Here is a 15178-nt window from a genome sequence, read left to right as displayed (position 1 = left end):
CAGGTACATTTTACGGAAACAGATTGTAGACTAAAGATAGGTTGTTGAGTTATACAAAATTAGAGATATTAAATACTTATATAAGAGAGATATGAGCTCTAGAAGATTGTTTACTGCTGAAATAAATATAAAACAAAATAATAATACATGAGCTTTTTGCTATTATAATATAATAATTGCTTGATTTTATCATATTTTTATTTAATAAAATAAATAATTGCAATCACATATCGCGAAAATAAGTATTAGCAGCTATAGAATAAATACAAGGTAGTGACCTATATATGCTCTGCATATGCAAAATTTTAGATTAAATGCTAGATACAATCTAAATCATAAAATACAAAAAAGAGCAAATGTAATATAATGAAGTTATTTAACATACTTAATAATATTAAGTTTATCTAAAATAATAAATTATAGAGGTGTATACTAATATGAAAACTGTTTAAAAATTTATAATTAAAATAAATCCATAATACCAAAAGAAGGGAAATAATTAAAAATTATAATTAACTTCTATAATCCGTTAGAAATTATTTAACTATATTACTCAAAAAACAAAAATTATAAGGTAAAACACACACGATAATATCAATTAAAATAGATAAAGCATGATATCATTTTTAATTATTTTAATATCTTTAATATCAATCATTTCTATTATATTTATATTCTCTATATCTTAAAATAATAAGACTTAGGCAAATCAGTAATACTACCCTCGTATATTTCTGCAGCTAAACCAACAGACTCATACAAAGTTGGGTGTGCATGGATAGTCAAAGCAATATCTTCAGATTCACAGCCCATTTCTATAGCTAGGCCTATTTCACCCAAAAGTTCGCTACCATGAGCGCCAACAATCGCACCGCCTATTATGCGTTTTGATCTTTTATCAAATATTAGTTTAGTAATGCCTTCAGCACTATCAGATGCAATAGCACGGCCAGAAGCAGACCAAGGAAATATTACAGTATCAAAACTGATCCCCGATTCTTTTGCTTCTTTCTCTGTTATACCGACCCAAGCAACTTCCGGGTTTGTATAAGATATTGAAGGAATCGCCTGAGGATCAAAAGTATGATTCATACCGGCAATAACTTCAGCGGCTATGTGACCAGCGTGAATTGCTTTATGAGCCAACATTGGCTGGCCAACAATATCCCCGATAGCAAATATATGTGGTACATTAGTACGTAACTGTTTGTCCACATGGATAAAACCAATCGAATCAACTTGAACCGATGCTTTGCACGCGTCTATCAATTTACCATTAGGGAGACGACCTATAGCAATTAAAAGTGCATTATACTGCTGCGGTTCATTAGGTGCTGTTTTACCTTCCATCGTGACATATATACCATCTTCTTTTGGTTCTACAGCAGTAATTTTTGTTTCTAACATCAAGTTAAACCGCTTACTAATATGCTTATGCAGTACTCTTGCAACATCTTTGTCAGCAGCAGGAATAATCTGATCACAAACTTCTACTAGGTCAATATGAGAACCTAACGAATGATACACAGTGCTCATTTCTAAACCTATAATGCCGCCTCCCATAACAAGTAAACGTTTTGGGATTGATTTAAGAGCTAATGCATCAGTAGAATTCCACACCCGTGGATCTTCGCGTGGAATAAATGGCAACTGCATTGCATGAGAACCAGCGGCTATAATGGCGTAATCGAAGTTAATTAAAGTTTCACTATGTTCACATTCAACGCGTAAGGTATTAGCACTGATAAATTTACCTATCCCATTAACCACTTTAACCTGACGGCCTTTAGCCATACTAGATAAACTGTTATTCAAGTATCTAATAATATTCTCTTTCCAACTCCTAACTTTGTTTATATCAATTTGTGGTTTGCCAAAAAAGATGCCATGTTTAGATATTTTTTTGGTTTCCTCGATCACTCTAGCTATATGCAGTAAGGCTTTAGAGGGGATACACCCAATATTTAAACATACTCCACCTAAAGTGGAATAACGTTCTACAATAATAGTTTCTAAACCTAAATCAGCGCAACGAAAAGCAGCAGAGTAACCTGCTGGCCCCCCGCCCAACACTACGACCTGAGTATTAATTGTATTACTCATTATGACTCCTGTGATATATACAGATAGTAAGACATAATTAATATGTATAACATAAATGCCGGCGTCATGATTGAGTAAAGCACTCTTACACTATTAGATTATAGCGATAGACATGGATAATAACTTATCGCTCTGGAAATACCAGAAGGATATCGCTTGCATTATGGTTTAAAAATTGTTAACAATTTTATAAAAGTTTAGTGTATACAGCAAAAACGTGATTAAATTATGCTGAACTATATTATAAATAAATTCAAATGTTTTGTAAAAACCAATTTGTTCATTTCTTATTCCGCTTAAAGAATCAAGCGGCGAATATCAGACATAATGTTCGCAATGTACACCATAAAACGAGCACCTGAAGCGCCATCTATAACACGATGGTCGAAGGACATAGATAGAGGTAATATCAGTCGTGGAACAAATTCTGTACCATTCCATACCGGTTTCATTGATGATCTTGATAACCCTAAAATTGCTACTTCTGGCGCATTTATTATTGGTGTAAATGCAGTACCCCCTATACTACCAAGGCTAGAGATAGTAAAACAGCCACCTTGCATATCAGATAAAGATAGCTTACCATCACGTGCTTTTTTAAAAGTCAACGATAATTGGTAAGACAGCTCAATTAAGCCTTTTTTGTTGACTTGACGAAAGACCGGAACAACTAGACCGTTTGGTGTATCGACAGCTATACCAATATTAATATATTTCCTTAAGAGAATCTTTTTTCTATCCTCAGACAGATAGCTGTTGAAATGTGGAAATTTTTCTAAAGCCTTAGCGACAGCCTTCATAACAAACACCAAAGGAGTTAGTTTCAAATCTTGTTTTTTAGTTTTAGCTTCAGTATTCTGTTGTTTACGGAATTTTTCAAGATCCGTTATATCTACTTCTTCGAACTGCGTAACATGTGGAATGATTAACCAGTTACGACTTAAATTAGCAGCAGAAATTTGCTGGACACGAGAGAGCGCAACTTCTTCTGTTTCACCGAACTTATGAAAATCTAGTTTCGGCCAAGGTAAAATTTCTTGCAGGGCACTAATACCAAAGACTTTTTTAGTAGATTCCACGCGTCTTAAGGCGTCTTTTAAATAACCATAAACATCTTCCCGAATGATGCGACCTTTACGGCCAGAACCTTTAATATTTACCAGGTTAACGCCTAATTCACGGGCTAAACGCCGTATTATTGGGGTTGCGTGAATATCAGTGTTGTCTTGAACACAATCAATTTTAGAATTAGTTGATACAGATGACTCAGGCAGATATTCTGGTTCCTCTTCAACGTTAGTATTATTACTTAATACTTTACGGTCTTGTTCGTATGATCTCATACGAGAACTATCAGTTTTTAATTTTTTGTCTTCTAAAATATTTATTTTTTGTTCAAATACAGGGTTATCGATAAATTTTACCATCATTTCGGTAGCTTCAACTAGATCAGTATTCTGTAAAGCTTCAATATCTTTAATCCCTGCGGAGTCTATGGAAGAATCACAGGTAATATCATTTGGCACCTCAGAAGAAAGCACTAAAATAATGAGAAGAGAACCAGTACTGACTTTATCACCTATCTCAACCTCAATTGTTTTAACCATCCCTGAAAACGGGGATGGAATTTCAATAGAGGCTTTATCACCTTCTACAGTTAAGATAGATTGCTCTAGTTCAAGAATATCACCAACCTTTACCATCACTTCAGTAACTTCAACTTCATCGGCACCAATGTCCGGCAATTCAATATTCTTAAGGACATGATGTCTTAAGACCTCGTCTTTTAATATCATAATCTATTTACCAGTTTTCATCTAATTACTTACTGAAACTTTATTGTATTAACTATAGCAGTCGTAGTGATGAGGGATTTCTCTTGCATAATCCGTGCCTGTAATAATAATTAAAGAATACTCTAGATTTATGCTATCACCTAATTTTAACATAACTTTAGTCACTTCAAGTGTTTTAGCAGCAATATCAGATAAAGTAATTTGCATAGGCATAATTTTCTATTTATTACGCTAAACGTGGGCTAATTTTTTCTGGGTTAATATTAAACTTTTTAATTGCATCAATGACTAAAGAAGGGTCTATTTTCCTACATTTAGCTAATGCACTCAATGCAGCCACAACAATGTAATCAGCATTCACCTCAAAGTGATGACGCAAATTTACACGACTATCTGAACGACCAAAACCATCAGTACCTAGTATTTGATAATAACTAGCTGGAATGTACTTACAAACCTGTTCTGCGAATAGTTTCATATAGTCAGTAGAGGCAACTGCTGGAGTATCGTTCATCACTTGAGCAATATAGGGTACCATTGGGGCTTCTTTTGGGTGCAGCATATTCCATCGCTCACAATCCTGGCCATCACGTGCTAACTCAGTGAAGGAAGTTACGCTGTATATATCAGAACCTATGTTATATTCTTCAGTTAAAATCTTAGCAGCTTCAAGAACCTGACGTAGGATAGCTCCTGATCCTAGTAGCTGTACCTTACCTATACTACCTTTGATAGTTTTTAGTTTATATATACCTTTACGTATACCTTCTTCTGCACCCTGCGGCATCGCGGGCATGTGGTAATTCTCATTCATGGTAGTAATATAATAATAAACATTTTCTTGCTGTTCGCCATACATGCGCTCTAAGCCATTATGAATAATTACTGCAACTTCGTAAGTGTATGCTGGATCGTAAGAAATGCAGTTGGGAATGGTTAGAGATTGAATATGGCTATGACCATCTTCGTGCTGAAGACCTTCGCCGTTCAATGTAGTACGGCCTGCAGTGGCACCTATCAGGAATCCACGAGCTTGCTGATCACCAGCTGCCCAGCATAAGTCACCAATACGTTGAAAACCAAAGATAGAATAATAAATGTAAAACGGAATCATTGGTAGATCATTGGTACTATATGAAGTAGCGGCCGCTAACCAAGAACATGCTGCTCCTAATTCATTTATACCTTCCTGCAGAATTTGACCTTTCTGATCTTCTTTGTAGTAAGTAATTTGTTCTCGATCCTGAGGAATATACTGTTGGCCATTTGGATTGTAGATACCAATCTGACGGAATAGGCCTTCCATACCAAAAGTGCGCGCTTCGTCGGCTATAATTGGAACTATATAATCTTTAATTAACTTATTTTTCAAGATAATATTTAGAGAACGAACAAACGCTATTGTAGTAGAAATTTCTTTCTTTTGTTCTTGCAATAGAGAGCTGAATTCTGATAGAGGTGGTATCTCTAGTTTTTTAGAGAGGTGGCTCAGTCGCGTTGGTAAGTAGCCGTGCAGCTCTTGACGACGTTTATGTATGTAGCGTAACTCTTCGGAATCTTTATCGAAGGTAACATATGGTAATGTTTCTATATCATAGTCATCTACGGGTACGTTAAAACGATCACGAAATTGACGCAAGCTACTCATATTCATTTTTTTAACTTGGTGTGCAATATTCTTACCTTCAGCACTCTCACCCATCCCGTAACCTTTGATCGTGTGTGCTAGAATGATAGTTGCTTGATCCTTATTTTGTCTTGCTTGTTTTAGTGCAGCATAAATTTTTTTAGGATCATGACCACCACGGTTTAATAGCCATATATCTTCATTGCTCATATCTTTGACCAAAGCAGCTGTTTCAGGGTAACGACCAAAGAAATGTTTACGAACATAAGCACCATCTTTAGATTTAAAATTCTGGTAGTCCCCATCCGGGGTTTCATTCATCAATTTTATTAGTTTACCGGTGGTGTCTTTACGCAGGAGTGCATCCCAGCGCCCTCCCCATATAACCTTGATGACATTCCAGCCAGCACCTATAAATATATCTTCTAATTCATTAGATATTTTACCATTTCCGGTTACTGGTCCATCCAAACGCTGCAGATTACAGTTTACAATAAAACATAGGTTATTTAGTTTTTCCCGGGTTGCTATAGTAATAGCGCCCTTAGATTCCGGCTCATCCATCTCACCATCACCCAAGAAAGCATACACTCTTTGTTCAGAGGTATCTTTTAGACCCCTGTGCTCTAAGTATTTTAAAAACTTAGCTTGATAGATTGCACTAATTGGTCCTAAACCCATCGATACAGTCGGGAACTGCCAGAATTCAGGCATCAATTTAGGATGCGGGTAAGAAGATAATCCTTTGCCGTGGACTTCCTGACGGAAGTTATTTAGCTGTTCTTCTGTAAGACGACCTTCAAGAAAGGCACGAGCATAAATACCAGGAGAAATATGACCTTGAAAGTACACTAAATCTCCACCGTCTATCTGATTGCGGGCTCGAAAAAAATGATTAAAACACACTTCATATAAAGTAGCGGAAGATTGAAAAGAAGCAATATGACCGCCTAGTTCTAGATTTTTTTTCGATGCACGTAAGACGGTGATAATTGCATTCCAGCGAATTGCTGTACAGATGCGATATTCTAGATCTATATTACCTGGATATGTAGGTTCATCCTCTAGAGGTATAGTGTTAACGTAATTGCGACTCATATCTTCAGTAGGTATGTTTACACCTGTTTTATGGACCTCAGCTAACAACTTATTAATCAAATACTGAGCACGATCCACACCTTCCTTGCGGAGAACAGATTCAATTGCCAGCACCCAATCACAGGTTTCGATTGGGTCCACGTCATTTTTGAAATATGCTGACATGGTACATTCCTTATTTTAGTATGAGAATCGCTTTATCTTCCTCTGCAGCTAAATCACTTCGAGCGCTAAAGTACGTCTATTCTCTAAAACCTATCAATTATATACAACCTATAGTGATTTAGTGCATGAAGACTCCTGAATAATAGAATTTAGTTTGAATATATTATTTTTTATTTTAAATAGATGAACATAAACTTTTGCTTACTAGCAGAGTTACTATAAAATAGTATATCAGAGGAATAAACTCTTACAATAGTTTGCAGAGACTTAAATGTTCTGAAATTAATATATTAACTGGTTTCAGTAACAACCTGATTATACAATTAACATATAGAATAATAACCTCTAATCTAATGACAGCTAACAAAAGCGATCAGCGTTATATTTTGCATTATTTTACTAATATAATCTCTAAATCATAGCACTGTTAGTTTGTATATATGTGTGTTTATTACATGTTGAAATGTAAGTTAATAAATTCAAGATTCTGTTTAATATTTTAGTAAAATACTATATAAAAAATAATTTATTGACAAAAATGACAATAGGGGAACAGATGCAGAGATATTTTTTTCTATGATACGTATTTATTTACTCACTTTGCCTCCCCTATTATTTTGCTTATATAAATAAAATCATTCGTTTTTTAAAAACGAAATTATTGTTATAAGTATTTAAAATAAATTTTTATATTGTCATGCTTAGATCATACTTTCACACACGCATCTGAAGTATCGTTCAATCTTGCAAAAAGACAAATCAATTCTTTGAGAATACAATTGCAATATATTAGAGACAAAAACTCTAAAGATCTTGAATATATATAATAATTAATCAGCACATTTTCTATAGGCATAACATATCTTTTTGTTTATCATAACATTATATTTTATTACCCCATAAGGTTTTGATAATGAGATACACACCCATCATTATATTGATTTTCACTAAATTAATTAAATAGATTTCTTATTAGACATTTACCTAGATATTTTAGATGATCATATCTTGATTATCACGTCCGAAAAACTTAACAGTTAAAATACTTGATTATCCAAACAATATATTATGATTTCTGACCATCTCTTGTATCTATTAAAAGCAAAAAGCATATCACATAATAACTGTAATTTATTCCCAAGAGAATGTGACTAAAAACTTCCAAGTAATTATGGATCATCATGTATGATATGAAGTGGTTTTGTTATGCTCAGTCACTCTATGATTTACATTTTTTAAAAAAAATAAATAATTTTATAGAAAAAATTTAGGAGAGTAAGAATACCAACTATACTTATAAAATAATTTTCTGGTTTATTTTTATATTTAGATAAAGCAGGTACTTTACGAATTGCATACATGGGCAACAAACACAATAAGGATGATATGATAGGAGCACCCATGGATTCAATCAAGTTCAGGATATTAGGATTGATATAAGAAACTACCCAAGTCGATCCCATTATGAAGAACATGCTGATAAGGTTTATCTTGTTAGTTAAATGCTCTTTATCTCCTTTATAAGCAAACTTAAGAATCAGGCCATTCATACTTTCTAATGTTCCCAGATAGTGACCGAAAAAAGATTTAAAGATAGCAACTAGAGCAATCAGTGAAGCACTGCATTCTAACACAGTTGAGAATATTGATTTTCCACCAGACATAGAAGAAAAGTGGTTAGCTAGATAAGAAAGAACCGTAATATTTTGCTTTTTCGCATCAGCAATCATGTCTGGAGACATAGTAAACAAACAACTAAAAGCAAAAAACATTACCACAGCAACCATCAGTATACTGGCACGAGAGATAATTTTAGAGCAATTCTCTTCAGTAAATTTAGGACCAAACTCAGACTCGTATTCTTGACGTTTTGACTCTACAAAAGAAGAAACAATAGGAGAAAAATTAAAAGAAAAAACCATAATCGAAATACCTAGCCAGATATTAATTAGGATGCCGTTAGGACCCAGCAAAGAGACCCTATTGATACTGATCTGATCAAATACAGAAGTATTCCAGTAAGGAATTAAAGATAAAGAAATTAAAACTAAACTAGTAATAAAGGGAAAGACTAAAAAGCTTATTACCTTCACCATTAAATCTCTACCAAAAAATATAATAATAGCCATCGCCATCAATAGAAACAATGCAACAAAACCACGGTGTAATGGCATTATTTGCAGCTGATGTTCACAGAACGTCATAAAGGTATTGGTTATGGTAACACCGTAAATCCATAAAAGTGGACAAATTGCAAAAAAGTATAAGAAATTAATAATTACCCCACCTATTTTACCGAAATGTTCTTCAATAATATCGGTAATATTTCCTGAAATATTACTACCAGAAAGGCATAAACGCGCTAATGCACGATGGCATAAAAAAGCAATAGGATAAGCCATAAGAAACATGATCAGAATTGGGATTAAACCTCCAAAACCAGCACGTATGGGGAAAAACAAAACACCTGCTCCTATTGCTGTACCAAATAAACCTAGTGTCCACGTAGTATCTGATTTTCTCCATTTGGAGTTTTTCTTAGCACAAGTGATAGTATTTATACTCATAATGTAATTCCTTACCGATTTTCTCTATATTTATATTGATATCGCTAAGAGTCAACCAGGTCCTATCAGATTTTTAGTGCGCATAATGTAATACTGTTATCTCAGATATTACGAATAATTCAAGATTTCTATTGAGAGTGCGAGGACAAGAATCTTCTTGTTAAGTTTTAAAGCTTAAAATTACATATAAATCTTGCCTCACATACCGACATACTAGTATTTTAATTTAAGATATCTTCTATCAAAAGAGCAATCAATAAACAGTAATGTTTAGGTGAACTCCAATAACAACACAAGATATTTGAACCTTTCAGAATCTGCGTGTTTTTTATATTAACAAAACTAGTATATTCCACATATGCAAGCTCTATAACGATCATTACTTACAGATAGTGTTATGATATATTAATTACTTTGATAACCGACATTACTAAATATGCCTTAACCTTATGTCTATCTGCTATGTAGACGCAATAAAAATTGCAAACCATAGAATACTATTTTTAACAAATAAATTAGTAATATCCTGATTGTTTTACTGAAATATCTTTGCTACTGCTTCATATTATAATTTGTATTATAGTGAATAAGTGCTTTCGCAGGTAATTGTTTAGAAATGTCTTTCTTTTTATTGCTAAGGGGTAAAAGATATATCATAAGTTATGCGTAACTTCCTAAACCATCCTGGAATAGGATATATGTGATGTCTAATATTATTGATATTTGATTATTATATTTGTACTATTAAACTTGGCATGATCTTCACAAAGATCTCAAAAATTGTGTCAATAATTTATATTAATTGATTTCTAGAAAAATTATTATTTTATAATTAGATTTATCATATCTTTTACTTATCCATCACATAATTATAAAGGCAGTATACAACTATTTTTGTATGTTCAAATATCATTAATAAAAATTGCTAATAATATTAATTATTTAATATAATTATAATATTTATAATCATTAGTATGATTCGCAATCATGCATATAGTGATATTTAACTAAAGAATTACAGCCTTTAGAAGGAATAATGTAATATTACTTAACCCAAGAAAAAATAACCAGACCCTAACAAGGGTCTTAGTTATCTGGCTTCATTAAGCTCTTTTAGAGTTGGCTAACTTTAAAGCGAAATTACCTATTATGAGGAGAAACTAAGTTAAAACTATGTTTACAAAACACATAATATCATGCTCATATAATAACAATACCATAATATCATAGATACGAAAACACAATAAAATAGGCAGGAAATATAAAATAAAAATCAGATGAGAAATATAATTTCAGCAGAGATAGCAATCTGACGTTAGTGCCAAGATACACTTGTGCAGTGTATCTTAAATAATTTATCATCCATCTATTGAGACTTTTCAGCTTGAATGCGTTGATAAATCTCTTCACGATGGATCGAAATATCTTTCGGGGCATTTATACCGATACGAACTTGATTTCCTTTAACACCTAATACAGTAACCGTTACCTCATCACCAAGCATGAGTGTCTCACCTACTCGACGAGTCAAAATTAGCATTTTTTGCTCCTTGAGATATCAATTATAGATCAGGGATCTGAGTATTCTTACATTATCTACTCTTTATTTTAAGACTTAACTATAATAATTTTAGTAAGATATAATCAATTGCTTCTTGCGCTAGCAAATATGTTTTAGAAAACTTCTTGTCCAAGATAGAGATATTTATGAAGTATATGTGATGAATATATTCAATTTTCTTGAATCTAACAGTTATCAAAATACGAGAGAAGACTAAAATTGCTGAGAAATAATACGATAGTTCCTTATTAAATATATCGATATTGAATTAAATTGAATAGATAGTACGAATAAAAATAAACTATACACCATAACTCATCTCAATAAATAATAATGCAAAAAATATTTATGAGGCAATTTACATGCTAAACCAAAAAATAGGATGATTATCCTGTTTAAGATCTCATGATCTCTCCTAGCACTTTATTAAACGAGCAATAATCATTCGCAATGATCAGACATCCATAGATTTTGATGTGCTGAATAAAATATGAACTACAACTCAAAATAATGCTAATATTAGATTATATAATTATAATGATGGACGCAACTACTCCTCAATCCTTGAGAAGCTTTCTATATATTATTATAATAGGATATATTAAAATCACTATTATAAACCAGAGCTTTATTTTAAATATATCTCGATTTTCCTATAATTTATTACAATATTTTTAGTCTAAAATTTAAAGATAAAATAGTAATTACTAAATAGAAAGATCATTAAAAATTAAATTTATTTAATAATCATCAAAGGCAATACAAGCAAATAATATAAAACAAGCATAGCACTGAATAAGTAATTATTCATAGCAAATATTTATTGCCATTATTACTTAAAATATTAGATAATTTATGAACTTAATTGTGTAGTGAATAATATTTGTTGTAATGACAGTTTTAAAGAAAATATATAAATCATAATACAATATGAATTTATTATTCAATAATTTTAAATGATAACTTGGTTGCTATCCATGAGCTTAAATCATTCAAAGCTTGCGGCAATGAAGCGGCATTGCTACCAGAAGCCATCGCAATATCATCACGTCCGCCGCCCTTACCGCCAATTTTATTAATAAGCATAGATATTATTGAACAAGCATGCACTTTATCTGTAAGATCTTTGCTAACACCTACTACCAAGCTAATCTTTCCTTTGAAAGACGCAGATAAAACTACGACAACAGAACCGAGCTTATTCTTAAGTTCATCAACCATCGATCGTAGTATTTTTGCTTCTACGTTATCTAAATGTTTCACTAACATCTTCACACCACCTACATCAACAATATACCTGCATAGTACAGCACTATCCTGGATAGCTTTCTGTTCTTTAAACTGTTGCAATTCTTTCTCTAACTGACTATTATTCTTAATCAATGCTATTATTTTGTCTAATATACGATATCTATCACTCTTGAGTAAGGACGCTGATTCACGAATAATCTTAACATCTTGATGCATAATATCTATTGCATACTCTCCAGTTACTGCTGCAATACGACGTACACCAGAAGAAATACCAGTTTCAGACATGATACGGAATAAACCGATATCACCCGTCTGATTTGCATGAGTACCACAACAAAGCTCACTCGAGACATCTCCTATGCTTAAGACACGAACTATTTTGTCATACTGCTTATTCAAAAAAAATTTTGAGTGCTTTGTTTTTGCGGTTTCTAGATCCATCATCTGAGCCGTAATTGGTAAATTAAGACGAATTTGCGAATTTACAATATCTTCTACCTGATAAATGTCATTACATTTAATAGGTTCAAAATGAAAGAAATCAAAACGCAAGCTAGAATCGCTTACCAAAGAGCCTTTCTGAGACACATGATCTCCTAGAACTTGAAGTAATGCAGCATGCAACAAATGAGTTGCCGAATGGTTCAAACTAATACATAGACGACGAAATTTGTTAATGTTAGCGTCAACGATATCACCCACCCTCAGTAAGCCTTCACTAATATTTCCATGATGACCGATTGCCGGACCATATTTTTGAGTATCAGTAACAAGGAAACGCATATTGTATGCAATCAGCTCACCTTGATCACCAATCTGACCGCCAGACTCTGCATAGAAAGGAGTTTCGTTTAAAAAAACAATTCCCTCTTCTCCAGAATTTATAACCTCAGTTGACTGACCATTACGAAAAAGTGCAGTGACAGTAGAGCTTTGCTTAATATACTCATAACCAGAAAAAATAGATTGATGATTAACGCAAATTATTCTGCTGTAGTCAACGTTGAAACTGCTATATGTACGCGCACGATAACGTTGTTCTTCTATTAATCTTTCGAATTCTATTTGATCCACTTTTATATTACGCTCATAGCAAACTTCAATAGTTAGATCCAAAGGAAATCCATAAGTATCATATAAACAGAAAGCTACTCCACCATCTAATGTATCTCCAGTAAGTCTCGATAACTCTTTATCTAACAATAATAAACCACGCTCTAAAGTTCGTTCAAACTGCTCCTCTTCAGTCTTAATAATCCGTTCAATCATTGACTTTTTGTTTCGTAAATGATTAGCAGTCAAGCCCATAATATCTATGAGCGGTCTCACTAGCTTATAGAAGAAAGTATCTTTTGTTCCTATAATATTACCATGACGTAACGCACGACGGATAATACGTCTCAAAGTATAACCACGTCCTTCATTAGAAGGGAGAACGCCATCAGCAATCAAGAATGCGCAGGACCGGATGTGATCGGATATTACACGAAGAGATTTAATATAGATGCCAGACACATTAGAACTGCCAATCACTACTGCAGTTGCGTTAATAAGAGCACGGAAGATATCAATATCGTAGTTTGAATGAACGCATTGCAGAACAGCTGCAATGCGTTCTAGACCCATACCTGTATCAACGGAGGGCGTAGATAATGGTATCATCAAACCATCTGACTGGCGATTAAACTGTATGAATACAATGTTCCAAATCTCAATATAACGATCGCCATTTGCTTCAGTACTTCCAGGAAGTCCACCGCTAAGATGATCTCCATGATCATAAAAAATCTCAGTGCATGGACCACAAGGACCAGTATCACCCATCTGCCAGAAGTTATCTGAAACAAAAGGAAAACCTTTGTCATCGCCAATACGAATAATCCTGTTACAAGGAATGTTGATTTCGTGGGCCCAGATATTAAAAGATTCTTCGTCAGTCTCGTAAACAGTAATCCAGAGCTTTTCTTTAGGTATGCCAAACCAATTTTTGCTAGTCAATAACTCCCATGCAAACTTAATAGCATCGCGCTTAAAATAATCTCCAAAGCTAAAGTTACCTAGCATTTCGAAAAACGTATGGTGACGAGCAGTATAACCAACATTTTCTAAATCGTTATGTTTACCACCAGCACGAATACAGCGTTGACAAGTGGTTGCGCGAAAATATTTGGGTTGATCAATGCCAAGAAATACATCTTTAAATTGATTCATACCGGCATTAGTAAATAACAAAGTTGAGTCATTATCAGGCACTAGAGAACTACTATCCAAGATCTGATGTCCTTTACTATGATAGAAGTCAAGAAAGGATTGACGGATATCAGCGCTACTATTTCTCATAATTATTTCCGAAAGTTAGGCCAAAATTATATTAATTTACTAGACTATCTCTAATTTAACTAATAGTTGCTCTGATATTAATATTCATAAAGAAGAGATGCGGTTTGTCATTAAAAATAAAATCCTGAGGGGGGGGATATACCCAGTACGAAGCATTGTTATAAAGTAGTATAAATTGATTTCTAAAGGAAGACTTGATATTATCATATATCTATCTTTACATCAGCATGATAGTGCAGAAAATTATTGATTATAAAATAATTATTTAAATATATAAACTAGGGATACTGATATTTATATCAGTTGTAATCCCAATAAGTATGCTACTTAAAATATAGCTAGAAGTATAATTAGAGATAGCTTTATTATTTATAAATATAGACCAGCTAATAGATATTTCTAATTATAGTTAGAAATAATGAGCGCTTAGCGCTATAAATAATAAAGGTAGATTTAGATCTCTATAATATTCACGCCTGTTCTTTAAATTCTTAATTGCTACTGAGTGTCTACCTTGCATAGAATATTCTGCGGGCAAAATATTTTATAGCACCTCATTTTTATGCTAAAACTGGATGTTCTGGTTTCCTTAAAAGTGCTGATAGTGAGATAATAACACGGAAATATAAATAGTTTATAGGTTTTTTAAAAATTCTGATAATAACGA

General features: G+C 33.1%; 7 protein-coding genes. All 7 read right to left on the bottom strand.

Annotated elements, in window-relative coordinates:
* Window positions 1–678 precede the first annotated feature (678 nt).
* Window positions 679–2103: a dihydrolipoyl dehydrogenase gene (gene lpdA / locus KTT71_RS00785; protein ID WP_216782587.1), complete on the bottom strand. Its 1425-nt coding sequence runs from the start codon at window positions 2101–2103 to the stop codon at window positions 679–681.
* 296 nt (window positions 2104–2399) lie between these two features.
* Window positions 2400–3899 carry a 2-oxo acid dehydrogenase subunit E2 gene (locus KTT71_RS00780; RefSeq protein WP_216782586.1) on the bottom strand — a complete coding sequence of 500 codons (1500 nt, stop codon included), beginning with the start codon at window positions 3897–3899 and terminating at the stop codon, window positions 2400–2402.
* A gap of 48 nt (window positions 3900–3947) precedes the next feature.
* The gene (locus KTT71_RS00775; protein WP_216782585.1) at window positions 3948–4112 is read right to left on the bottom strand and encodes a hypothetical protein; all 165 of its coding nucleotides are present in this window, start codon (window positions 4110–4112) and stop codon (window positions 3948–3950) included.
* Between the two features lie 13 nt (window positions 4113–4125).
* Window positions 4126–6789: a pyruvate dehydrogenase (acetyl-transferring), homodimeric type gene (gene aceE / locus KTT71_RS00770; RefSeq protein ID WP_216782584.1), complete on the bottom strand. Its 2664-nt coding sequence runs from the start codon at window positions 6787–6789 to the stop codon at window positions 4126–4128.
* A gap of 1235 nt (window positions 6790–8024) precedes the next feature.
* Window positions 8025–9356: a threonine/serine transporter TdcC gene (gene tdcC, locus KTT71_RS00765; RefSeq protein WP_216782583.1), complete on the bottom strand. Its 1332-nt coding sequence runs from the start codon at window positions 9354–9356 to the stop codon at window positions 8025–8027.
* A gap of 1366 nt (window positions 9357–10722) precedes the next feature.
* The gene (gene csrA / locus KTT71_RS00760; RefSeq protein WP_216782582.1) at window positions 10723–10896 is read right to left on the bottom strand and encodes a carbon storage regulator CsrA; all 174 of its coding nucleotides are present in this window, start codon (window positions 10894–10896) and stop codon (window positions 10723–10725) included.
* A gap of 960 nt (window positions 10897–11856) precedes the next feature.
* On the bottom strand, window positions 11857–14511 hold the full coding sequence (gene alaS, locus KTT71_RS00755) for an alanine--tRNA ligase (RefSeq protein ID WP_216782581.1): 2655 nt from the start codon (window positions 14509–14511) through the stop codon (window positions 11857–11859).
* Between the last annotated feature and the right edge of the window lie 667 nt (window positions 14512–15178).

Origin of the sequence: Candidatus Profftia tarda, assembly GCF_904848675.1 — a bacterium.
In the GTDB taxonomy this organism is placed as follows: Bacteria; Pseudomonadota; Gammaproteobacteria; order Enterobacterales; family Enterobacteriaceae; genus Profftia; species Profftia tarda.
Note: the sequence above shows the minus strand (reverse complement) of the source record. Positions and strands in the feature narration are given on the sequence as shown.